This is a genomic window from Streptomyces sp. NPDC093568, assembly GCF_044764945.1.
Classification (GTDB): Bacteria; Actinomycetota; Actinomycetes; order Streptomycetales; family Streptomycetaceae; genus Streptomyces.
Genome location: NZ_JBIWJD010000001.1, coordinates 1,056,229 through 1,077,689 on the forward strand (window position 1 = coordinate 1,056,229; position 21,461 = coordinate 1,077,689).

At 72.0% G+C, this 21,461-nt stretch carries 16 protein-coding genes; 4 read left to right on the top strand and 12 right to left on the bottom strand.

Annotated elements, in window-relative coordinates; genetic code table 11:
- Positions 1–77 precede the first annotated feature (77 nt).
- Positions 78–2,159, top strand: a complete 2,082-nt coding sequence (locus ACIRD7_RS04525; RefSeq protein WP_403449611.1) for a tetratricopeptide repeat protein — start codon at positions 78–80, stop codon at positions 2,157–2,159.
- Here ACIRD7_RS04525 and ACIRD7_RS04530 read toward each other — a convergent pair.
- From ACIRD7_RS04530 to ACIRD7_RS04555, 6 genes are all read right to left on the bottom strand, one after another.
- A complete protein-coding gene (locus ACIRD7_RS04530; protein WP_403449613.1) occupies positions 2,153–2,677 on the bottom strand; it encodes a hypothetical protein in 525 nt (174 codons plus the stop codon). The two genes, ACIRD7_RS04525 and ACIRD7_RS04530, sit on opposite strands and share 7 nt — an antisense overlap.
- On the bottom strand, positions 2,674–5,139 hold the full coding sequence (locus ACIRD7_RS04535; RefSeq protein ID WP_403449615.1) for a tetratricopeptide repeat protein: 2,466 nt from the start codon (positions 5,137–5,139) through the stop codon (positions 2,674–2,676). The genes ACIRD7_RS04530 and ACIRD7_RS04535 overlap by 4 nt, the downstream gene beginning before the upstream one ends.
- A 163-nt stretch (positions 5,140–5,302) precedes the next feature.
- Complete coding sequence (poxB, locus tag ACIRD7_RS04540; RefSeq protein WP_403449617.1) at positions 5,303–7,039, bottom strand: ubiquinone-dependent pyruvate dehydrogenase; 1,737 nt, start codon at positions 7,037–7,039, stop codon at positions 5,303–5,305.
- Between the two features lie 93 nt (positions 7,040–7,132).
- Positions 7,133–7,618, bottom strand: coding sequence for a hypothetical protein (locus tag ACIRD7_RS04545; RefSeq protein WP_403449619.1), 486 nt, complete (start codon positions 7,616–7,618; stop codon positions 7,133–7,135).
- Between the two features lie 81 nt (positions 7,619–7,699).
- Entirely contained in the window at positions 7,700–8,422 is a 723-nt protein-coding gene (locus tag ACIRD7_RS04550) for a hypothetical protein (RefSeq protein ID WP_403449621.1), read from the bottom strand.
- A 51-nt stretch (positions 8,423–8,473) separates the two neighbouring features.
- Positions 8,474–9,772: an MFS transporter gene (locus ACIRD7_RS04555; RefSeq protein WP_403449624.1), complete on the bottom strand. Its 1,299-nt coding sequence runs from the start codon at positions 9,770–9,772 to the stop codon at positions 8,474–8,476.
- A 162-nt stretch (positions 9,773–9,934) separates the two neighbouring features.
- Here ACIRD7_RS04555 and ACIRD7_RS04560 point away from each other — a divergent pair, with 162 nt between their 5' ends.
- Positions 9,935–11,986 carry a phosphocholine-specific phospholipase C gene (locus ACIRD7_RS04560; RefSeq protein ID WP_403449625.1) on the top strand — a complete coding sequence of 684 codons (2,052 nt, stop codon included), beginning with the start codon at positions 9,935–9,937 and terminating at the stop codon, positions 11,984–11,986.
- Between the two features lie 6 nt (positions 11,987–11,992).
- Here the strand turns inward: ACIRD7_RS04560 and ACIRD7_RS04565 are convergent, their stop codons facing one another.
- Both ACIRD7_RS04565 and ACIRD7_RS04570 read right to left on the bottom strand, forming a co-directional pair.
- Positions 11,993–12,949, bottom strand: a complete 957-nt coding sequence (locus tag ACIRD7_RS04565; RefSeq protein ID WP_403449627.1) for a DMT family transporter — start codon at positions 12,947–12,949, stop codon at positions 11,993–11,995.
- The gene (locus ACIRD7_RS04570; protein WP_403449630.1) at positions 12,946–13,752 is read right to left on the bottom strand and encodes a phosphatase PAP2 family protein; all 807 of its coding nucleotides are present in this window, start codon (positions 13,750–13,752) and stop codon (positions 12,946–12,948) included. Before ACIRD7_RS04570 ends, ACIRD7_RS04565 begins: the two co-directional genes overlap by 4 nt.
- A gap of 233 nt (positions 13,753–13,985) precedes the next feature.
- Here ACIRD7_RS04570 and ACIRD7_RS04575 point away from each other — a divergent pair, with 233 nt between their 5' ends.
- Positions 13,986–14,600 carry a TetR/AcrR family transcriptional regulator gene (locus ACIRD7_RS04575; protein WP_403449633.1) on the top strand — a complete coding sequence of 205 codons (615 nt, stop codon included), beginning with the start codon at positions 13,986–13,988 and terminating at the stop codon, positions 14,598–14,600.
- 149 nt (positions 14,601–14,749) lie between these two features.
- Here ACIRD7_RS04575 and ACIRD7_RS04580 read toward each other — a convergent pair whose 3' ends face one another.
- From ACIRD7_RS04580 to ACIRD7_RS04595, 4 genes are all read right to left on the bottom strand, one after another.
- Positions 14,750–15,769 carry a DUF2510 domain-containing protein gene (locus ACIRD7_RS04580; protein ID WP_403449636.1) on the bottom strand — a complete coding sequence of 340 codons (1,020 nt, stop codon included), beginning with the start codon at positions 15,767–15,769 and terminating at the stop codon, positions 14,750–14,752.
- 76 nt (positions 15,770–15,845) lie between these two features.
- Positions 15,846–16,070 (bottom strand): anhydro-N-acetylmuramic acid kinase, encoded by a 225-nt coding sequence (locus ACIRD7_RS04585; RefSeq protein WP_403449638.1) that lies wholly within the window; start codon positions 16,068–16,070, stop codon positions 15,846–15,848.
- A gap of 18 nt (positions 16,071–16,088) precedes the next feature.
- Complete coding sequence (locus ACIRD7_RS04590; protein ID WP_403449640.1) at positions 16,089–17,243, bottom strand: anhydro-N-acetylmuramic acid kinase; 1,155 nt, start codon at positions 17,241–17,243, stop codon at positions 16,089–16,091.
- Between the two features lie 4 nt (positions 17,244–17,247).
- On the bottom strand, positions 17,248–18,570 hold the full coding sequence (locus ACIRD7_RS04595) for an MFS transporter (protein WP_403449643.1): 1,323 nt from the start codon (positions 18,568–18,570) through the stop codon (positions 17,248–17,250).
- Between the two features lie 206 nt (positions 18,571–18,776).
- Here ACIRD7_RS04595 and ACIRD7_RS04600 point away from each other — a divergent pair, with 206 nt between their 5' ends.
- Positions 18,777–21,449: an ATP-binding protein gene (locus ACIRD7_RS04600; RefSeq protein ID WP_403449645.1), complete on the top strand. Its 2,673-nt coding sequence runs from the start codon at positions 18,777–18,779 to the stop codon at positions 21,447–21,449.
- The last annotated feature ends 12 nt before the right edge of the window (positions 21,450–21,461 follow it).

Genomic DNA, 21,461 nt, shown 5'->3' on the forward strand with positions numbered 1-21,461 from the left:
ACATGGCTGATCGGTCGGACCGACCCCCTGGCCCAACAGGACTCGACGTCCGCAACTCGGTCAACGCCTCTGCCGGCGTGGTGGTCCAGGCAGGCCGGATCGACGGCGGGATCCGGGTGACCGGCAGCGCGCCGGTGACCGAGACACCGCACCAGCTTCCGGTGAGCGCAGGCCTGTTCGTGGGGCGGACCGCCGAACTCGAAGCACTGGGATGCCTGCTCCGGCCCCCTGAGGCCGGGCAGCCGAGAATCGTGCTGATCACCGGTGCCGCTGCCACGGGGAAGACAGCGCTGGCCGCGTACTGGGGACACCGGGCCGCTTCTGCTTTCCCGGACGGCCAGCTCTACGTCGACCTGAGGGGGTTCGGTCCGGAGGAACCCCTTTCCCCGCTCACCGTTCTCAGCGGCTTTCTCAGGGCTCTCGGCCGGTCGCACGCCGCGGAGAGCGGGCCGCTGCAGGAACGTGCGGCCACCTTCCGTACGGCACTGAGCGGTCGCCGGGTGCTCGTCATCCTCGACAACGCCTCGACCACCGAGCAGGTTCGTCCTCTCATCCCCGGCTCGGACTCGTGCGCCGTGGTGGTCACCAGCCGACGCAGGCTGAGCGGGTTGGGCGTGCACCACGCGGTACGGCCCGTGGCGCTCGGCGTCCTCGGCGGCGCCGAGAGCCGGGCACTGCTCAACGCCGCGATCGGGGAGCGAGCCGCCGCGGAGGAGGAGAGCGTGGGCCGGCTCGCCTCCCATTGCGCGGGTCTTCCCCTGGCCCTGCGTATCGCAGCGCAGAAGGTGGCTGCCCGGCCCGCTCGGAGCATCGCCTCGCTCGTCGGCGAGTTGAACGACATCGGCACCGGGCTCGACCTCTTCGACGCGGACGACGACACCGGTTCCACGCTGCGCAGCGTGTTCTCGTGGTCCTACCGAGGACTGCCGAGGACCGTGCGCGACGCCTTCGCAACCCTCGCGCTGCATCCGGGCGACACGTTCGACCTCCCCTCGGCCGCGGCGCTGCTCGGAACTCCGGGTGATGAAACGGTCCGCGTGCTGCGGCGACTGTCCGACTCGCACCTCGTGGACGAGACGGCCGACAACCGGTTCGCGATGCACGACCTGCTGCGCTCCTACGGGCGCGAACTGCACTCGGCCGGCGGAACACCGGCCCCCGAACGTCACCCGCTCACCTGCCTGTACGACTACTACCTGTCCATGGCGGACCGGGCGGGGCGCATCATCATGCCGTATCGCCACCGGTTCGTCCTGGAGACCGCAGGGTGTTCGATCACGGTCGAGCCGTCCATGGCCGGCAGGGCCGACGCACTGTGCTGGTTGGATGCCGAGTGGCGCACGCTGGTGGCACTCTGCCGCCTGGACGAGCCCGTGTTCGATGTTCGCCGTTGGCAGCTGGCCTATACCCTGCGTGACTACTTCTACCTGACCAAGCACCTGGACGGGTGGTCGGAAAGCCACTACCTGGCGCTGGCTGGATGCGAACGCCTCGGCGACCGCAGGGCCGAGGCCATCACCCGCAACAATCTCGGACGTGCTCTGCTGGAAGCGGGCCGCATGGACGAGGCGGCCCGTCAGTATCAGCTGGCGCACGACCGATTCGCCGAACTCGACGACGAGTTCGGCCTCAGCGACTCCCTCGCCAACCTCGCCTCGGTACTCAGGCGTCAGGGCGCATACGCCGAGGCGCTGGACCTGCAGCAACGTGCTCTGGACGCCTATCGCAGGACCAAGGCAGTGCGGAAGATCGGCATCACGCTGCGCAGTATGGCCAAGGTCGAGATCGAGTTGGGTCACACCGCCGACGCGGCGGGGCATGCCACCGAAGCGATGACTCTTTTCTCCGCGCTGGACCTTGACCTGGACGTCGCTCAGTCCGCGTACACGCTGGGTCTGGCCCGGGAACGTGGTGGTGACGCATCCGCCGTCCAGGCTTACGAACAGGCCGTGGAGTTCGGGCGCAGGGCCGGCAGCCGGTACGAGGAGGCGAGGAGCCTTCGGCGCCTCGGCTCCCTGTACGCCTCCGCGGGCCAGGTGGACGCGGCCCGCGACCGGTGGCAGCGGTCGCTGGCTCTGTTCACGTCTCTCGGAGCGTCGGATGCCGACGCCGTGGCCGCGCAGTTGGCAGGCCTCGGCGCCGGGCTCCCGGATCAGTAGGCCGGATCCTCGCCCAGGCCGTCGAGGATCCAGTGGTGCAGGGTCCGGGCGACCTCCTGGTCCCTGGCATCGACGGCATCGGGTGACCGTACCGCCCAGTCGTCGATGCCGTCCCGGGCGTCCTGCGCCAGTACCAAGGCATCGCCGCGCTGCCCTTCGTACTGGTTGGCGGCGGCCATCGCATGGGCAAGGCCCAGGGTCGCGCGCAGTGTCTCGGGAGCGTCCGGGCCGTGCCGTTCGACCTGCCGCTCCTGGAATTCGACGGCGGCCACCAGGAGTTCGGCGAGCAGTTCGTCGTGATCGCCTTCCAGGTACACGTCGTCGGGGCCGACCCCCTCCGGCAGATCGCTCGGCTCACCCACGGACCTGTCGGCGGCCTGCGGCGCGGGCAGGTCCGCGAGGCCTCCCTGCAGCAGAGCCATCAACGTCGTCACGGTGGCCAGATGGCCGGGGCCTTGGACGCGCAAACGGTCCGCATAAAGACCGTAGTGGCTCCAGTCGTCGGGTTCAGTGGTCACGAGGTGGCCCTCCTGCGTGCGGTGATGATGTTCTCGCGGGCATCCATGGTGTCGGGGTGGTCGTCGCCCCAGTGGGATCGGCGGCGCTGCCAGACTTCCTCGAACGCCGTGCGCGCCGCCGCGGTTTCACCCAGGCGGAGGTGGTTGGCGCCGATGCTGAACAGACTGTCCACCGTGCCCCGGGCGTCCCGTCCGGCCGTGCTCACCCATTGTTCGTGGGCGCAGGTGGCGATGCGCAGTGCGGTCGCCGCGGCATAACGGCCGGGGCCTCGACCGATCGCGATCACCAGGTTGTTGAGAGTCGTCAAGGCCGGCTGAGCGGACGGGCCGCCCCGTCCACGCCAGCCACGGTAGGTCTCCCACAACAGCGAGCGGGCTTTCCGATGGTCCCCGAGGGCTTGATGGGTATTGGCGAGATTGTTCATCGCCCAAAGCGTGGCGGGATGAGGATTGTCGAACGGGTCACGGCCGTACAGCGCGTCGAGTTCCTCGACCGCCCGCTCCTGAAGTCCACGCGCTTCCGTGAGTGCGCCGTTCTCCTGCAGTGCGGCACCGAGCCCGACCAGCGCGCGCAGTGTGGTGTACGGGTCGCAGAGCGACGACGCACAGCACGAGGCGTACAGGGACCGGAAGTCCTCGACGGCACCCGGGCTGTCCCCCAGTTCCGAGCGAAGACGACCGGAGTCCGCAAGCAGCGACCAGCGGGCGGCGTCCACACCCCAGCCTTCGGGTGCCGCCGGGTTTGCCACGGCCCGCACGTGGGCCAGCAGGCCGAGGGTACGGTGTCTCGACTCGGCGTCGGCGCCTGCCTCGTGGAGTATCTCGGCCAGCACGCGCACGGCCCGACGGGAGAACTCGGCTCGTGTTCCCTCGCGCGACAGGATGCGCGCCGCGTGACCGACCAGCGCATGGACGGAGTAGGTGGTGCCGCCGTCTTCGCGGACTTCCTCGGCGAGGCCTCGGCGCTCAAGAGCGCGCATGCCCTCCGTCACGGCTGAGGCGACGGCGTTCGAGTCCTCGGCTGTGGCGCGAAACAGCGCCGTCAGGAGGTCGTGCGGGATGGGCGCTGCGGCGAGCACGCTCGTGGCGGCGAGCACGCGGACGGCCGGGGCCGGCAGGGCGTCGAAGGCGCGCAGCAGGACTCCACTGAGCGGACGGGCGTTCTCCGCCGGCAGCACGTGGCCCAGATGTTCCGCGAGTTCCAGCGCGGGCCTGGCGTCCTCGCGTAGATCCGTGAGCAGGGACCGGTAGCCGGGGAATCCCTCCGCCGCCGTCAACCCGGCGGTGATCTGCAGGGCCAGCGGGTGCTCCCGCAGATCCGCCACGACGGAACGAGCCGCATTGCGTTCGTCGACATCTTCCTGGGCCGGCCTGCGGCACGCGGTCAACAGCCGGAGTCCCGGCCTCGGGCCCAAGCCGGACAGAACGATCTCGGTGCGGCCCATGCCGCGGACACTGCCGCGGGTGGTGATCAGAGACCTGCCATTGGGGCTGGGGGACAGCAGGTAAGGGTGCTCGCGCAGGCTCACCGAGGCGGGGAGGTCGTCGACGATCCAGAGATAGGGCGGCAGACCACTCAGGCGGCTGCCCACAGCACGCCGCAACTCTTCGGGGGTGCCTTCGCCTTCCGGTAAGGAGAGGCGCACGGCGATGCGCCGCATCGCACGGTGGAAGGCGGCTTCGACGGCACTGGCATCATGCCGACCGAAGGGGTCACTACCGGACAGCTCGACGACGAAGACGCCACCCGGGTGATCGTCAGCTGCCCAACGGGCGTACTGCTTGGCGAGAGTGCTCTTGCCCGAGCCTCCGAGCCCTCGTACAGAGACGATGGGCGCACCGCCGTCCAGTGTTCCGCCCGGCTCCTGGAACGCGTCGTGCAGGGCCCAGAGCTCCTTGCGCCGTCCGACGAAACCGGAGTCGCCGGTCAGTTCGTCGGCAAGCCAGCTCGGCCTCTGCGGCATCACGTCACCGAAGCGCCGATCGTCGGCTTCCCGTACCTCGGCAACCACCGCTGCGACATGGTCTGCCAGTTCCTCGACGGAATGGCCCTCTCGGGTCAGCTTGCGCTTCTTGAGCGCCTTCGGCCGGACCTGCTTGGGCGGCACCCTCCAAGTCAGCGGCATGACCCGGCGCATCGCCGTTCCACCCAGGGCCTTCGCGCAGGACAGCGCGAGGTGCAGCTCGGACCAGCAGTGGTCGCTCTCGTCGAAACACGGAGTGAGCAGGGGAAGGAGGAGCCGTGAGCCAAGTAGCGCCGCCTTCACCGACGGCAGCATTTCCTCCTCGGCCCACTCGGGCACGGACTGGTCGTCCTGGAAGACGTCCAGTCCCTTGGCGCGCAGGGCCTGGCCCATGTCGTCCGCCCAGTCCTTGCCGTCCGCCCACGTGTAGCAAATGAACACGTCGTACAGCGAATCCCGGCCCGGAGTGGTGCCCCCCTGATGCTGATGCACGGTCACTTGAGATCCTCGGCTCGTCGCGACGACCGCCCGGTCGCGAGCCCCCTCACATCCGGGCACCCATCCCCAGCGGGATGGAGATATCTCACCGGAAATCTGAATACGTCACAAGCTCGCGACGGCGACGCGCAACTCCAGGCTGCCAGCCCGCAAGATCGATGGCCTACTCAAGGCTGAGCTGACGCATGTTGGTCCTGGTGAGCTCGACGATCTCGTCACCGCGTCCGGAGAGGATCGTGCGGGTGGCGAACAGGGTGAAACCCTTGATCTGCTCGAGGGTGAGCTTGGGAGGCAGCGAGAGTTCCTGGCGCTCGGTGTGGACGTCGACCACGGCGGGCCCGTCGTGGGCGAAGGCCTCCCGCAGCGCGTCCTCCAGTTCGTCGGCGCGCCGGACGCTGGACGCGTGCAGGCCGGCGGCGCGGGCCTGGGCGCTGAAGTCGGGATTCTCCAGCCCGGTGCCGTAGGTGACGACACCCGCCGCCTTCATCTCCAACTCGACGAACGCCAGCGCCGAGTTGTTGAAGACGACGACCTTCACCGGGAGGTCCAGCTGCCGCAGCGTGATCAGTTCACCGAGCAGCATCGCCAGGCCGCCGTCGCCCGACAGCGCGATCACCTGCCGGCCGGGATGACTGGCCTGGATGCCGATCGCGTGCGGCAGGGCGTTCGCCATCGAGCCGTGGTTGAAGGAACCGATGAGCCGCCGCTCCCCGTTCATGCGCAGATAGCGCGCCGCCCACACGGTCGGCGTGCCGACGTCGGCGGTGAAGGCAGCGTCGCGGGCCGCGAGCCGGTCGATGGTGGCGGCGACGTACTGCGGGTGCAGCGGGGATTCGGTGGGCCTGGCCTCGGCGAGCCGGTCCAGGCGGGACCGCACCCGCTCGTAGTGGCGGCGCATCGTCCCGAGGAAGCCGTCGTCGTCCCGGCGCTCCAACAGCGGAAGAAGCGCCCGCGCGGTGTCCTTGACGGTCCCGACCAGCGGGACTTCCACCGGTGTACGGCGGCCGATGTGCTCGCCGCGCACGTCGACCTGCACGACGGACGCCTTCGGCGGATAGAAGGAGCGGTACGGGAAGTCGGTGCCCAGCATCAGCAGCGCGTCGCAGTGCTCCATCGCCCGGTAGCCGGAGCTGTAGCCGATCAGCCCGGTCAGTCCGACGTCGTAGGGGTTGTCGTGCTCCAGGAACTCCTTGCCCCGCAGCGAGTGCACCATGGGTGCCCGCAACGCCTCGGCCAGTGCCACGGCCTCGTCGTGCGCCCCTTCACAGCCTGCGCCGGCCAGGATCGTCACCCGTTCGGCCGCGTTGAGGACCTGCGCGGCACGGGCCAGCGAGGCGTCGTCCGGCCGGACGTGGGACGACGTCTTGAGCACCGGGTGCTGAGCCGGTCTGTCGGGCGCCGGAGCCAGGAACAGCTCGCCGGGGACGACCAGGACCGACACCCCGCCGCGTTCGAGCGCGGCGCGCATCGCCGTCGCCAGCAGCCAGGGCACCTGTTCGGGCATGCTCGCCAGCTCGCAGTACACGCTGCACTCACGGAACAGCAGCTCCGGATGGGTCTCCTGGAAGTACTCGCTGCCGATCTGCTCCTGCGGGATGTGCGCGGCCACCGCGAGCACCGGCACCCGGATGCGCTGGGCGTCGAACAGTCCGTTGATCAGGTGCAGGTTTCCCGGCCCGCAACTGCCGGCCGCGACCGCCAGGCGACCCGTCGTCGCGGCCTCCGCGGCGGCGGCGAAGGCCGCGGCCTCCTCGTGCCGGACATGGCCCCACGCGATGGTGCCGTCCCGGCGCAGCGCGTCGGTGAAGCCGTTGAGGGAGTCGCCGGGCAGTCCGTACACCCGTCGCACCCCGGATGCCTTGAGCGTGGAGACGATGAGGTCGGCGACCGTGTCGGCCATGGCGGGGCGTCCTCCTGACCGGGGCTGCGGAGTTCCTGTCCTCCTGCCCTCAGGATGACCCGGCCCGGAGGCGGCCGCACCCGCTGCCCGGCGTCAGGGTGGCGGGACCCGACCGAGCAGGCGATTGAACACGCTCACCGTCACCACCGCGTAGGCGACGTGGGGAACGATGTCGGCGACCCAGTCGGACGCGGCCCAGGTCCGGGGATCGGTCACCCCCAGCACGGTCATGGGCCCGTTGGTGGCCACCAGTGCCCCCGCCACGGCTGCCGCGTACTGGGTGCTTCGGGTCGGACGCCAGCCGGCCACGTGCCCCAGCCCCAGGACCGCGCCCATACCGATCCCGGCCGCCAGGCCGGTCAGCGCGCCGAGCGCCTCGACGCGACTCTCCTGGGCCCGGCCCTCGCCGGGAATGCGCAGGTGCAGCGTCTGCGCCAGCTTGCGTACGGTCGTCTCGGGTGTGGAACTGGCCGGCCGGCCCCGCAGCACCATGTCGCCGTAGGAGACCACGTCGAGTGCCGTCGCTCCCGCGGCCCCGGCGGCGGCCCCGTAGAGCAGGGGGCCCGTGACACGCACCATGGCCATCCCTCCCTTCCCTCTCAGGGTGCGGCACCTCCGCTTCCCCCGCCACGCGTGCCCGTCACAGGAGACCCTGCCTGTTCAGGGGGCGGGCTTCGGATCGATCCACAACGCCTCGGAGACGGCGCACAGTTCGCCCTCCACCGTGGCGAGTGCCACGCCCATCGTGTGCTTGCGGCCGGTCTCCGACAGCAGCCACGCGTACGAGACGTACGGCTCACCCACGGCGACGGGCCGCATGATCGTGCCCGTGAGGGCCGCGGTGACCGCGCCCGGTCGCAGAGTGCCGAGGAAGCGGCCCGCCCAGTGTCCCGGGCAGTCCAGAGCGCCCCAGACCAGTTCGGTCGGGAGCAGGCCGTCCGGGTCGGCGAAAACGGGCGACGGGGTCCAGGCGGAGGCCACCAGACCGCGCTCCGGCACCGGCGCGCAGTACACGCGCAGACCGCGGTCCGCGGACCGCAGGCCGCAGCCGAAGCAGTCGACCACGCCCGACGGGGGCGCCGCCCGGAACCGCTCGGCCGCGGCGGCGGCCTCGTCCCAGGACGGCGCGGCCGGCGCGTCGAGCGGCAACTCGCCGGGACGCGCCAGGGCGAGGGGCCGCTCGGACTCGCCCAACTCCACGCCCCCGTCCGCGGTTTCGGCGATCCGGACGGGTGCCTCGACCGGCACCGGCCCACGGAAGTCCACCCGTACCGCCGGCGCCCCGGACCTCGCCGCCAGCACACCGGCGACATAGCCGCCGAAGGCCACCTTGGGATAGCCGATGTACAGCTCCGGCACCACGATCGTGTCACTCGTCGTCATGGTGCCCACCTCACCACACCCCGAGCCGCGCCGACCCGCAGCCGAGCGCGGTCACCGTTCGAGCGCCTTGTGCGCCGTCTCGGGCAGGCGCAGATACACCAGCGACGAACCGAGGCAGAGGGCGGCGACGTACCAGGGGAAGAGGTCCGCGTGACCCAGTTCCTTGAACAGCGTGCCGACGTACGGCGCCGTACCGCCGAACAGCGCGACCGTCAGCGAGTACGGGAACCCGATGCCCGCCGCCCGCACCCGGGGCGGGAACAGCTCGGCGTTCACCGCCGCGCTGATCGAGGTGAACCCGGTCAGCAGCACCATGCCCGCGCACTGCACGAGCAGCAGCACCGCGAACGAGTCGTGCAGCGCGTGCAGCAGCGGGACGGTGAGCAGGGTGAAGCCCAGGCCGAAGAAGAGGAGGAGGGGGCGGCGGCCGAAGCGGTCGGAGAGGAGGCCGCCGAGGGGCTGGAGCAGACCGAAGAAGGCCAGCGAGATGGTGCCCGCGAGCAGCGCGTCCGACTTCTCGACGCCCGCGTTGAGTTCGGCGTACGTCGGCAAATACGACGTCCAGGTGTAGTAGGCGATGGTGCCGCCCGCGGTGATTCCGCAGATCAGCAGGGACTGGCGGGGATGCCGGCGCAGTGCCTCCAGCAGGCCGGGCCGCGGGGCCTGTCGCTGCTCGGCGCTCCGTGTCTCCTGCGCGCCCTGCCGGATCCAGAAGCCGACCAGGCTCAGCACGGCACCGAGCACGAACGGAATCCGCCAGCCCCAGCCGTTCATCTGCCCGTCGGTCAGGGTGTCCACCAGCAGTGTCGCGATGCCGGAGGCCACCAGCTGCCCGGCGGTCGTCGAGACGTACTGGAAGCTGGAGAACAGCCCGCGTCGCCCGGGCCCCGCCGACTCCACCAGGAACGTCGTCGATGCCGCGAACTCGCCGCCCACCGAGAGGCCTTGGAGCAGCCGCGCCAGGACCAGGATCACCGGAGCGAGGACGCCGGCCGACTCGTACGCCGGGGTCAGGCCGACCAGCAGGCTGCTGCCGCCCATCAGCAGGATGGTGACCGTCAGCGCGGCGCGCCGGCCGCGGCGGTCGGCGATGGCGCCCATCAGCAGTCCGCCCACCGGTCGCATGAAGAAGCCCACCGCGAAGACCGCGAACGTCGAGAGAAGCGGTACCAGGGAGTTGTCCGCGCTCTTCGGGAAGACCTCGGCCGCGATGTAGGTGGCGAGGAACGTGTAGGCGTACCAGTCGTACCACTCCACGGCATTGCCGACCGAGGCGGCCAGGAGCTGGCGTACGGGCCGTTTCGTCGGCGGGGAAACCGTGCGCGTCGTCTCTGTCATGATCGCGACCATCCCCGCACCCCGCGCCCGGCACACCTCACGTACCCGCGACTTTCACACGAGCGCCACCGGACCCTTCCCTGACGTTTGGTGCTCCTGGAACACTCCTTCCGCGCGCATTCCGTCACGTGCCGTCCGGTCAAATCACCCCCTATGGGAAGAGGTCCCTCACTCATGCCCGAAGTCAATCGCCGCAGATTCCTCCAACTCGCGGGCGCGACCACGGCGTTCACGGCTCTCTCGAGCAGCATCCAGCGGGCCGCCGCGATCCCGGCGAACCACCGCACCGGGTCGATCGAGGATGTCGAGCACATCGTCGTCCTGATGCAGGAGAACCGTTCCTTCGACCACTACTTCGGCGCGCTGCGCGGTGTGCGCGGCTTCGGCGACCCGCGTCCGGTGGCGCACGACAACGGCAAGTCGATCTGGCACCAGTCGAACGGCACCAAGGACATCCTGCCGTTCCACCCGGACGCCGACGACCTCGGCATGCAGTTCCTGGAAGGCCTCCCGCACGGCTGGACCGACGGCCAGCAGGCCTACAACGGCGGCAAGTACGACAAGTGGATCCCCGCCAAGGGCACCACGACGATGGCGTACCTGACCCGTGAGGACATCCCCTTCCACTACGCCCTCGCCGACGCCTTCACCGTCTGCGACGCCTACCACTGCTCCTTCATCGGCTCCACCGACCCGAACCGCTACTACATGTGGACGGGCTACACGGGCAACGACGGTACCGGCGGCGGCCCGGTCCTCGGCAACGACGAGCTCGGCTACGGCTGGACCACCTACCCCGAGCGCCTGGAGCAGGCCGGTATCTCCTGGAAGATCTACCAGGACATCGGCGACGGCCTGGACGCGGCCGGCTCCTGGGGCTGGATCGAGGACGCCTACCGGGGCAACTACGGCGACAACTCGCTGCTGTACTTCAACAAGTACCGGAACGCCCAGCCCGGCGACCCCTGGTACGACAAGGCCCGCACCGGCACCGACGTCAAGAACGGCGACGGCTACTTCGACCGGCTCAGGGTCGACGTCAAGGCCGGCAAGCTGCCGAAGATCTCCTGGATCGCCGCGCCCGAGGCCTTCTCCGAGCACTCCAACTGGCCCTCGAACTACGGCGCCTGGTACATAGCCCAGGTCCTGGACGCCCTCACCTCCAACCCGGAGGTCTGGTCGAAGACGGCCCTGTTCATCACGTTCGACGAGAACGATGGCTTCTTCGACCACGTCGTGCCGCCGCTGCCGCCGAAGGACGCCTCCAAGGGCAAGTCCACGGTCGACGTCTCGCTCGACCTCTACAAGGGCGACAGCAAGCGCCCGGCCGGCCCCTACGGGCTCGGCCCGCGGGTGCCGATGCTCGTCGTCTCGCCGTGGAGCAAGGGCGGCTACGTCTGCTCCGAGACCCTGGACCACACCTCCATCCTGCAGTTCATGGAGCGCCGCTTCGGCGTCAAGGAGACCAACATCTCGCCCTGGCGCCGGACCGTCTGCGGCGACCTGACCTCGGCCTTCGACTTCTCCCGCAAGGACAGCCGCCCGGCCGCCCTGCCGGAGACGGACGAGTACGAGCCGCAGGACCGCGAGCGTCACCCCGACTACAAGCCGACGCCGCCGGCCGATGTCGACATGCCCAAGCAGGAGCGCGGTCTGCGTCCCTCCCGTGCGCTGAAATACGCCCCGTATGTGGACGGTTCGGTGGACGCGGCGGCCGGAAAGTTCACGCTGTCCTTCGCCTCCGGCGCCAAGGCCGGTGCCGCCTTCCACGTCACCTCCGGCAACCGCACCGACGGCCCGTGGATGTACACCACCGAGGCCGGCAAGTCCCTCGCCGACACCTGGAACTCGGTGTACTCGGGCGGCTCGTACGACCTGACGGTGCACGGCCCGGCCGGTTTCGTGCGCTACTTCAAGGGCTCGAACAAGACGGCCGGTCCCGAGGTCACCGCCCGCCCCAAGGGCGACGACATCGAGCTGACCTTCACCAACAAGGGAAGGGCGAGCGTCCGCCTGAAGATCGCCAACGGGTACGGCGGTCGAGCCACGACCGTGACGGTCGCGCCCGGCGCCACGGTGCGCCGCTGCGTCGACCTCCTGGCCAGCCGGCGCTGGTACGACCTGTCCGTCACCTCCGACGCCGACCCGGCGTTCCTGCGGCGGTTCGCCGGACGTGTGGAGAACGGGCGGCCGGGTGTGAGCGACCCGGCGATCATCACCGAGTAGTCCGGCTCACAGTGCGGTGAGGTGCCCCGGTTCAGGTTGCCGGGGCACCAACGGCCGTTCCGGTGCCGCCGACTCGGGCGGCAGCGCCAGTACGGCGGCCACGGGGTGCTCTTCGTCGGCCTCGGGGGAGTGCGTGCCGGCGGGCTCGGGCGTCGCCCGGCTGAGCAGCACCACGCCCCAGGACGCCAGACCCGCACCGGCCAGCGCCAGCAACACCCCCGCCGGGCCGCCCCGCAGCCGCTCGCCGAGCAGGACGAGCCCGATCGCCGCGGCCGCCAGCGGGTTCGCCAGCGTCACCACCGCGAGCGGTGCGCCGAGGCCGCCCCGGTAGGCGGTCTGCGACAGCAGCAGCCCGCTCACCGCGAACGCCGCGACCAGCACCGCCACACCGACCACCTGAAGGCCGAGCAGCGGGGCGGAGTGGTCCGTCGCGGCCACGGTGACCGTCTGGGTGAGCGCGGAGGCGACCCCGGAGGCGAAGCCGGACGCGGTCGCGTGCCGCAGTCCCGGCCGCGCGCCCGGCCACGACAGCGTGCCGATCAGGGCCACCGTCACCGCGGCGACCGCCAGCGCCTCGGACGTGCTCAGCACGTCGTCGGGGGCGGGCCCGGTCGCCGTGACGAGGATCGCGGCGAGGCCCACCAGCGTCAGCGCCGTACCGCGCCACTCCACCGGGCTGACCCGCCGCCCCGCGATGCGCGCGCCCAGCGGCACGGCGGCCACGAGGGTGAGCGCGCCGAGCGGCTGGACCAGGGTCAGCGGACCGTACTTCAGGGCCACGACGTGCAGCAGCGCACCGGAGCCGTTCAGCAGGACCGCCCCCCACCAGGCGCCCGAGCCCAGCAGGCGCAGCAGGCCCGAGCCTGCGGCACGGGCGGCCAGCCGCTCCTGGGCGACGGCCGCGGTGGCGTAGGCGACGGCGGAGAAGAGCGACAGGGCGACGGCGAGCGCGGTGGCGTTCATCGGCCCGCTCCCACCAGGACGGCTTCCTCGTCGCGGGCCGCCGGTACGAGCTTTTCGGCACCCTGTCCGGCCGTGGTGGCCGTGCGCCTGGGCAGGTGGACGACGGCGAGCGCGAGGCCGAGCATGGCCGTGGCGACGATCGCGTCGAGCCAGTAGTGGTTGGCCGTGCCCACGATGACCAGCAGGGTCAGCAGCGGATGCAGCAGCCATAGCCAGCGCGACCGGGAGCCGGTTGCCACGATCAGGCCGACCGCCACCATCAGCGCCCAGCCGAAGTGCAGCGAGGGCATCGCCGCGAACTGGTTCGACAGATGGTCGGTGGCGGGCGCGCCGTACACCGTCGGGCCGTACACCCGCCCGGTGTCGATCAGCCCGGTCGCGGCGAGCATGCGCGGCGGGGCGAGCGGGAAGGCCAGGTGGACCACCAGGGCGGCGGCGGTGACCGCGGCGAGGACGCGGCGGGCCCAGACGTAGTGCGTGGGGCGCCGCAGGTACAGCCAGATGAGGAACGCGGCGGTGGCCGGGAAGTGGACGGTCGCGTAGTAGGTGTTCGCGACGTGGACGAGCGTGTCGCCGTGCAGCAGCAGGTGCTGCACCGAGCCCTCGCCGGGCAGACGGACCGCCCGTTCGAGGTCCCACACACGGTCCGCGTTGCGGAAGGCCTCGCCGGTGTGGCCCGTGGCCAGCTGCCGGCCGAACTTGTAGACAAGGAAGAGCCCTGCGACGAGCAGGAGCTCACGGACGAGCGGAGGCCGCGCTATCGCGTCGGTCTCGGCTCGCGCAGGCTCGGTGCGGCCATTCATCCCCCGGCCCTTTCGCTGACGTGGGTGGTGCTGGGTGGAGCTGTCGAGCTGATGACTCCTCGGGCCCGGCGAACTCATCGATACGGCGACGTACCGAAACGTGCCTGTACCGATACGCCACTGTACCGATACGTCGGCGTTCCGGTACAGTGGCGTTTCGATAGACATACGCCACACTGGTAAGCGGGCCCCAGGGGACGCCGGGGCATCGCACCGAGCGAGGAGACGAGCAGATGACGTCGCAGGCCGCGGACGGACCGGAGACGGTCGCCGCCTCGCGCCGCTCCAAGATCACGCCCGAGCGTGAGCAGGAGTTCTTCGACGCCGTGCTCGAACAGATCCGGTCCTGCGGCTACGACGCCGTCACCATGGAGGGCGTCGCCGCGTCCACGCGCTGCAGCAAGGCCACGTTGTACCGGCAGTGGAGGACGAAACCGCAGTTCGTGGCGGCCGCCCTGCGCGCCAGCCGGCAGAGCCGCTTCGACGGCATCGACACCGGCACGCTCGCGGGAGACCTGAAGGAGGCCGCGCGGGCCGCGGGGGCGTGGTCGGCCAGGGACACCCGGCTGCTGCAGGCGCTCGGTCACGCCGTCATGGAGGACCCGGAGCTCAAGAAGGCGCTGCGCGAGGCGCTTATCGACCCCGAGATCCAGGCGCTGCAGCAGATCCTGCGGCGCGGTGTGGAGCGGGGCGAGGTCGCCGAGGGCCATCCGGCGCTGGAGTACATCCCCGCCCAGATCTTCGGCGTGCTGCGGGCCCGTCCCGTGCTGGAGGGCGAGGACGCCGATCCCGAGTACATCGTCCGATTCGTGGAGGCCGCCGTGCTGCCGACGCTCGGCCTCGCCTGAGACTCAGGCCGCCGTCCACGGGATGACTGGACGGTGACCTGTTCCGCGCCGACCCGTGGGGACGGGGGCGGCGCGCACCCCCCCGGCCGGGTGGGGCTCCTCTTGAGCGGAGGGGAGCCTCGCCCGGCCGCACCTTTCCAGGTCGGGCGTCAGACGTCCTGGCCGTTGCCGCCGCCGGTGGACACCTTGATGCCCTCGGCGATCTCGTCCAGGACCGACTGCCCCTCCCCGACGTCGACGCCGAGGCGGACCACGACCATCTGCCGCCCGCCGACGGGCGAGGGGAAGGCGAGCGACTCGACGTAACCGTCGGAGCCCTTGCTCGTCACCGCCTTCCAGCGGACCATGTAGCCCTTCTGCCCGGCGACGGTCACCGCCCTGGACGCCAGCACCTCGTGCGAGGTGATCTCGCCGTACCCCTTGCCGTACGACTCCTTGGCGTTCGCCGCGATGTCCGCCTTGGCGACCTCCTCGGCGGTCTCGCCCTTGCTGCCGTGCGTGAGCGCGGGGGCCGAGTAGGCGCCGCCCTTCATACAGCTCTGGGAGGTGTCCGAGGGGCACTTGTACGTCTCGTCCGACGCCACCTGCGCGCCCACGGTGAGCTGCTGCCCGTACCAGCCGTCGGGCACGGGCAGGCTGATCCCGTTCACGGGGTCGGTCACCGAGCCGCTCTCGATCCGCGGCGCCTCGGAACCCTCGGGTGCGGGCGACTGCCCACCGGAGCCCCCGTTGCCGCCGCCGGAGTCCCCGAACGGCCCGCCCTGACCGCCCCCGGGACCCCCCTGGCCGTCCTGCCCGCCGGGGCCCCGCTGCTGCGAGTTGGCGCCGCCGCTCGAGCCCCCGTCGGCGCTCAGCGCGTACACGCCGACGCCGATGCTCGCGAGGACGACCGCGGCCACCCCCACGGCTATGCCCGTGCGCAGCCCGCGCCGCCCGCTCGGCCGCACCTGGCCGGGATAGCCGGGGTGCACCGGATACCCGGGATACGCCGGCAGCGCCGAGGAGCCCCCGCCGGCCACCTGCTGCTCCGGCGGACTCCACGCGTCGGCCGCCGCCGCGGGCCGGACCTGGTCCGTCCATGCCTTGCCGTCCCACCAGCGCTCGGTGGGCGGACCGTCACTTTGCCGGCCGGGATCGGGGTACCAGCCGGGAGGAGTCACCTGCGTCATGGGAACACCGTATGAGGCGTCGGTGAAAGCGGGATGAGAGGATCCGGCATTCCGCCACCCCGGGTGCCCCCACGCCTCACTGCACGACGAGCCGAACCGGCCGCCGCGCGACGGGCGGCGGTGGCCGCAGACCGTCCCGGCCCGGCGTGATGGAACCGAGCACGCGTGCCTCGCGGGCCCCGGTGGCCGACGGCTCGGTGCCGGGCAGTCCGTGCGCGGTCAGGAAGCCCAGTACGGCGAAGGCGTACGCCTCCTTGGCGGCCGACGGGAGTCCGAGGGTGTCGGAGGTGCGCAGTGTCACGGCGGGTGTCCGCACGTGTCACTCGACGACGAGCCGCACGGGCCGCCGCGCGACGGGCGGCGGGAGCCGCAGACCGTCCCGGCCCGGCGTGATGGAACCGAGCATGCGGGCCTCGCGGGCCCCGGTGGCCGACGGCTCGGTGCCGGGCAGTCCGTGCGCGGTCAGGAAGCCCAGTACGGCGAAGGCGTACGCCTCCTTGGCGGCCGACGGGAGTCCGAGGGCGTCGGAGGTGCGCAGCGTCACCCCGGGCAGCCGCTGCCCGAGCATCCTCATCAGCACGGGATTGCGGGTCCCGCCGCCCGAGGCGATCACCTCGGTCGCGCCCACCGTGCGCACGGCGTCGGCGACCGTCTGTGCCGTGAGCATGGTCAGCGTGGCCACTACGTCCTCGGCGGGCAGCGTTCCGACGCCGGCCAGCGCGTCCCGCAGATGCCCCAGATGGAACAGCTCCTTGCCGGTCGTCTTCGGCGCCGGCAGCGCGTAGTACGGCTCCTCCAGCAGCCGGCGCAGCAGCGGCTCGTGGACGGTGCCGCGACCGGCCAGCGCCCCGTCCACGTCGTACGCCAGCCGTCCGCCGCTGAACCCCCGTGCCGCGGCGTCGATCAGCGCGCAGCCCGGACCGGTGTCGAAGGCGGTGCCGTCGGGCGAGGTCAGGTTGGCGATGCCGCCGAGGTTGAGGGCGACCGGAGCGCCCGGCCGGCCGCGCAGCCACAGCAGGTCGACCAGGCTGACCAGCGGCGCGCCCTGGCCTCCGGCGGCGATGTCGCGCGGCCGGAAGTCGGCGACCACCGGCAGCCCGGTGGCCTCGGCGATCCACGCCGGCTGCCCGAGTTGCAGCGTGCCGTGGACCCGCCCGTCCTCGGCCCAGTGGTACACCGTCTGCCCGTGCGAGGCGATCAGCTCCGCCCGCCCGTCGCACAGTTCCCGGTTCGCCCGGACGGCGGCCGCCGCGAACGCCCGCCCGATCCCGGTGTCGAGCCTGCACACCACGGCCAGCGAGGTCGTCGCCGGCGGCAGCGCGGCCGTGAGGGACTCCCGCAGCACCTCGTCGTACGCCTCGCTCACCAGCCCCAGCGGTTCGAGGACCAGGCTGTCGCCGACGAGGCTCAGATCGGCGGCGCCGGCGTCGATGGCGTCGTAGGACGTGCCCGACATCAGGCCGATCACCCGCATGCGCTCACCTCGCCTTTCCCTCGGCATCGCCGACCGGGGCGGCCGCGGCCCCCGGCCCGCCGACCCGGGCCTTCGGGACCGTGGCCAGCGCGAGGACGCTCACCGCGCACGTCGCCGCCGCGTAGTACGCGGGGATGTCCACGCTTCCCGTCCGTTCGATCGTCTCCGCGATGATGAGCCCGGCGCAGCCCGAGAACACCGCGTTCGACAGGGCGTAGGCGAGTCCCAGCCCGGTGTAGCGCACGTTCGTCGGGAACAGCTCCGCGAGCATCGCCGGTCCCGGTCCCGCCATCAGCCCCACGACGGCACCCGCGCCCCACACTGCCGCACCCTTCACGGTGAGGGAAACGCCCGGGTCCTGAAGAAGGTTGAGCAGCGGCACCGCGAGCACCACCACGAGCAGCGCCCCCGTCAGCATCACCGCCCGCCGCCCCAGCCGGTCGCTCAGCCATCCGGCCGGCACGATCGTCACCGCGAACCCGAAGTTGGCCAGCACGGTCGCGATCAGCGCCTGCTGGAAGGTCGCGTCCAGCGTGGACTGCAGATACGACGGCAGCACCACCAGGAAGGTGTATCCGGCCGCGGCCCACCCCATGATCCGCCCGGCACCCAGCACGATCGCCCCAGCGACCTCCCGCACCGGCGGGCGCTCGGCCTCCCTCTCCGCGCGGAACGCGGGCGTCTCGTCCAGCCGCAGCCGAAGCCACAGCGCGCCCAGCCCCAGCGGCAGGGTCAGCAGGAACGGCAACCGCCAGCCCCAGTCGGCCAGTTGCTCCGCATTCAGCACGGTGGCCAGCAGCGCCGCCGCCCCCGCCCCGCACAGCAGCCCCAGCGCCACGGTGAACGACTGCCAGGACCCGTACAGCCCGCGCCGCCCCGGTGGCGCGAACTCGGTCATCACCGACACCGCGCCGCCGAACTCCCCGCCCGCCGAAAGCCCTTGGAGGACCCGCAGAAACGTCAGCAGCCACGGCGCGAGGGCGCCGACCCTGTCGTAGGTCGGCAGCGCGCCGATCAGGGTCGTCGCCACGGTCATCAGCGCGATCACCAGGATCAGCACCGGACGCCGGCCGATCCGGTCGCCGAGCCGGCCGAACAGGGCGGCTCCGACGGGCCGGAAGAAGAACGCCAGCGCGAACGACGCGTAGGTCTTCACCAGCGCCTCGGCCTCGCTGCCGCCCTCGGGCGTGAAGAAGCGCGCCGCGATGACCGTCGCGAAGTAGCCGTAGACACCGAACTCGTACCACTCGATGAGGTTGCCCACCGACCCCGCCACCAGGGCCTTGCGGGACCGCACCGCGCGGTGGTCCTGATGCAGCCGTGTCATGCCCCTGCCTTCCCAACGCCGGTCTGACGACCAGATTTTGACCGCCAGTCAGTTGTGCGGGGCAGGTCGCGGGGCCTTCGTGTCGCCCTGCGGCGCCTCCCTGTCACCCGTCACGGCAACAGGTGCCCGGACCGCCCTCCGCCCAGTCGGCCGGATGGCTAGGCTCGACGTTCGTACGCCGTTCGGGCGACCGGGGGAGGAACGGGATGACGGAGGTACGGCCCACGTCGGCCGCCTCGGCCTCCCTGTGGGAACGCGACCACGAACTCGCGGCGGTCGAGCGGGCCCTGGACACGGTGTGCGCAGAGAAGTCCTCCTCCGGCAGCCTCCTGGTGGTCCGCGGCGAGGCGGGACTCGGCAAGACGGCCCTGCTGGCCGAGACCCGGCGCATCGCCGAGGCCCGCGGCTGCACGGTGTGGTCCGCCCGCGGCGGCGAGACCCTCAGCGCCGTCCCCTTCAACGTCGTACGGCAGCTGCTCCAGCCCGCGCTGCTCTCGCTGATGCCCGAGGAGGCACGCGAGTACCTCGGCGACTGGTACGACATCGCCGGCCCCGCCCTCGGCATAGCGGACCCCGGGGAACGCCAGGCCGACCCCCAGGGCGTGTGCGACGGACTGGTCGCCGCCGTGCGCGGGCTGGCCCGGCGGGAATGGCCGCTGGTCCTGCTGGTCGACGACGCCCACTGGGCCGACCAGGAGACCCTGCGCTGGCTCGCCGCCCTGGCCGCATGCCTCGACGAGGAGAGCGTCCTGCTCGTGGTCGCCCACCGCCCCGGCGAGGCCGACGGCGACAGCGCCCGCCACCTCGACGCGATCGCCGCCGCCGGTTCCTCCGTCGCCACCCTGAGCGCCCTCACCCCCGACGCCACCGCCGGCCTCACCCGCGCCACCCTGGGACCGCACGCCGACGCCCCGTTCTGCCGCGAGGTCTGGGCCGTCACCGGCGGCAACCCCTACGAGACCGTCGAACTCCTCGCCAAGGTGCGCGCCGGCGAGCTCGGGCCGACCGAGTCGGCGGCAGGCGAGCTGCGCGCCCTGAACCGCTCGGCACGCGGCGGCGGACTCGTCGCCCGGCTGGAGGCACTCGGCCTCGACGCGACCAGGTTCGCCTGGGCGGCCGCGATCCTCGGCACCGGCATCTCCGTCGACCTGGTCGCCGAGCTCGCCACCATGAGCCTCGACGAGGCGGTGCGCTGCGCCGAACTCCTGCGCACCGCCCGCATCCTCACGGAACCCGACCCGGCGGGCGTCCAACCCGGCGACGGCGAGCTGCAGTTCGTCCACCCGCTGATCGCCACCGCCGTCTACGACTCCATCCCCGAGGCGCTGCGCACCGCGATGCACGGCATCGCCGCGCGGGTCGTCACCGACCACGGCCACGGCGCCGCGGTCGCCGCCCGCCACCTGCTGGAAGTCCACCCGGACCACGACAACGAGCTCGTCGAGCAGCTGCGCGAGGCCGCCCGCGAGCATCTCGCCGTCGGCGCCCCGGACGCGGCCCGCCGCTGTCTGGAGCGCGCCCTGCTGGAGCCGCCCCTGCCCGCCGTCCACGCGCGCGTGCTCCACGAACTGGGCTGCGCCACCCTCCTCACGGCGCCCGCCACCACGGTCGGCCACCTCCGGACCGCCCTCGCCATGCCCGGCCTCGACGGCGCCGAACGCGTCGACGCCGTCTTCCGTCTCTCCCAGGCCCTGGTCCACAACGACCAGATGGAGGAGGCCGTCCGCACTGTGGAGGCGGAGGCCGCCCGGCACCGGGACGGGCCCGCCAAACTGCGGCTCCAGGCGGTGCAGTTCATGTGGGAGGGCGTCCACGCGGGCCAGGCCACCTCCCCGGGACGCTCCGCGCGCCTCGCCGGACTCGCCCGGACCTGCACCGGCCGCGACAACTCCGAGCGCGCCGTGCTCATCCTGCGCGGCTTCGACGCCATGACCCGCGGCGAGAGCGCCGAGGAGGTCGCCGAGCTGTGCGACCGCGCCCTCGTCGACGGCCGGCTCGCCCCCGGACTCGGCTGGACCGATCCGGAGTGGGGCATCGAGCTGCTGATGATGCTGGCCAGCGCCTACGCCTACACCGACCGGCTCGACCGGGCCGAGGCCCTCTACAACGACGCCCTGCGCGCCTACGAGTCCGCCGGCTGGAGCGGCGGCCACCTCGCGCTGGCCCACGCCTACGTCGGCCTCGGCCACCGCAGGCGCGGACGGCTGCGCGAGGCCGAGGCGTCCCTGCGCGGATCCCTGGCGCTCGCCGAGCGGGTCGGCCGCGGGCTGCCCCTGTACTGGTCCACGACCTGCAACCTCGTCGACACACTGCTGGCCCGCGGCCATGTCGCGCAGGCCTGGGAGATCGCCGAGCGGTACGGCTTCGCCCCGCCCTACCCGTCCACCATCCTCCTGCCGGACCCGCGCTCGGTCCGTGGCCGGCTGCTCCTCGCCGTCGGCCGCACCAAGGACGGCATCAACGAACTGGAGGCGGCCGGCAAGGCGGCGGCCGTACGCGGCCACCACAACCCGGTGGCCGTGCCCTGGGCCCTCGACCTGACCCGTGCGCTCGCGAGCGAGGACCCCGAACGCGCCGTGCGCCTGGCCGGCGAGGTCCGCCGGCGTGCCGAGCGGCTGGGCACCGACACCGCCATCGGCGAGGCCCTGCGCTGCGCCGCCGCCCTGGAGACCGGCCGGCGCGCGGTGGTCCTCGCCGAGCGGGCCGTCACCTGTCTGGAGGCCTCGCCCAGCCGGTACGAACACGCCGCCGCCCGCGTCGAGTACGGCATCGCCGCCCGCTCGGCGGCCGAACTCCGACGAGGCCTGACACTGGCGCGGTCGTGCGGCGCGGACGGACTGGTCCGCCAGGCGGAGGCGGCGCTCGCCGGGCTGGTGTGAGCCCGTCCGAAC

Excerpts from the sequence above, each read along its gene's own strand:
- poxB (WP_403449617.1), bottom strand. The coding sequence starts at position 7,039 with ATGGCCGACACGGTCGCCGACCTCATCGTCTCCACGCTCAAGGCATCC.
- ACIRD7_RS04545 (WP_403449619.1), bottom strand. The coding sequence starts at position 7,618 with ATGGTGCGTGTCACGGGCCCCCTGCTCTACGGGGCCGCCGCCGGGGCC.
- ACIRD7_RS04550 (WP_403449621.1), bottom strand. The coding sequence starts at position 8,422 with ATGACGACGAGTGACACGATCGTGGTGCCGGAGCTGTACATCGGCTAT.
- ACIRD7_RS04555 (WP_403449624.1), bottom strand. The coding sequence starts at position 9,772 with ATGGTCGCGATCATGACAGAGACGACGCGCACGGTTTCCCCGCCGACG.
- ACIRD7_RS04560 (WP_403449625.1), top strand. The coding sequence starts at position 9,935 with ATGCCCGAAGTCAATCGCCGCAGATTCCTCCAACTCGCGGGCGCGACC.
- ACIRD7_RS04565 (WP_403449627.1), bottom strand. The coding sequence starts at position 12,949 with ATGAACGCCACCGCGCTCGCCGTCGCCCTGTCGCTCTTCTCCGCCGTC.
- ACIRD7_RS04570 (WP_403449630.1), bottom strand. The coding sequence starts at position 13,752 with ATGAATGGCCGCACCGAGCCTGCGCGAGCCGAGACCGACGCGATAGCG.
- ACIRD7_RS04575 (WP_403449633.1), top strand. The coding sequence starts at position 13,986 with ATGACGTCGCAGGCCGCGGACGGACCGGAGACGGTCGCCGCCTCGCGC.
- ACIRD7_RS04580 (WP_403449636.1), bottom strand. The coding sequence starts at position 15,769 with ATGACGCAGGTGACTCCTCCCGGCTGGTACCCCGATCCCGGCCGGCAA.
- ACIRD7_RS04590 (WP_403449640.1), bottom strand. The coding sequence starts at position 17,243 with ATGCGGGTGATCGGCCTGATGTCGGGCACGTCCTACGACGCCATCGAC.
- ACIRD7_RS04595 (WP_403449643.1), bottom strand. The coding sequence starts at position 18,570 with ATGACACGGCTGCATCAGGACCACCGCGCGGTGCGGTCCCGCAAGGCC.
- ACIRD7_RS04600 (WP_403449645.1), top strand. The coding sequence starts at position 18,777 with ATGACGGAGGTACGGCCCACGTCGGCCGCCTCGGCCTCCCTGTGGGAA.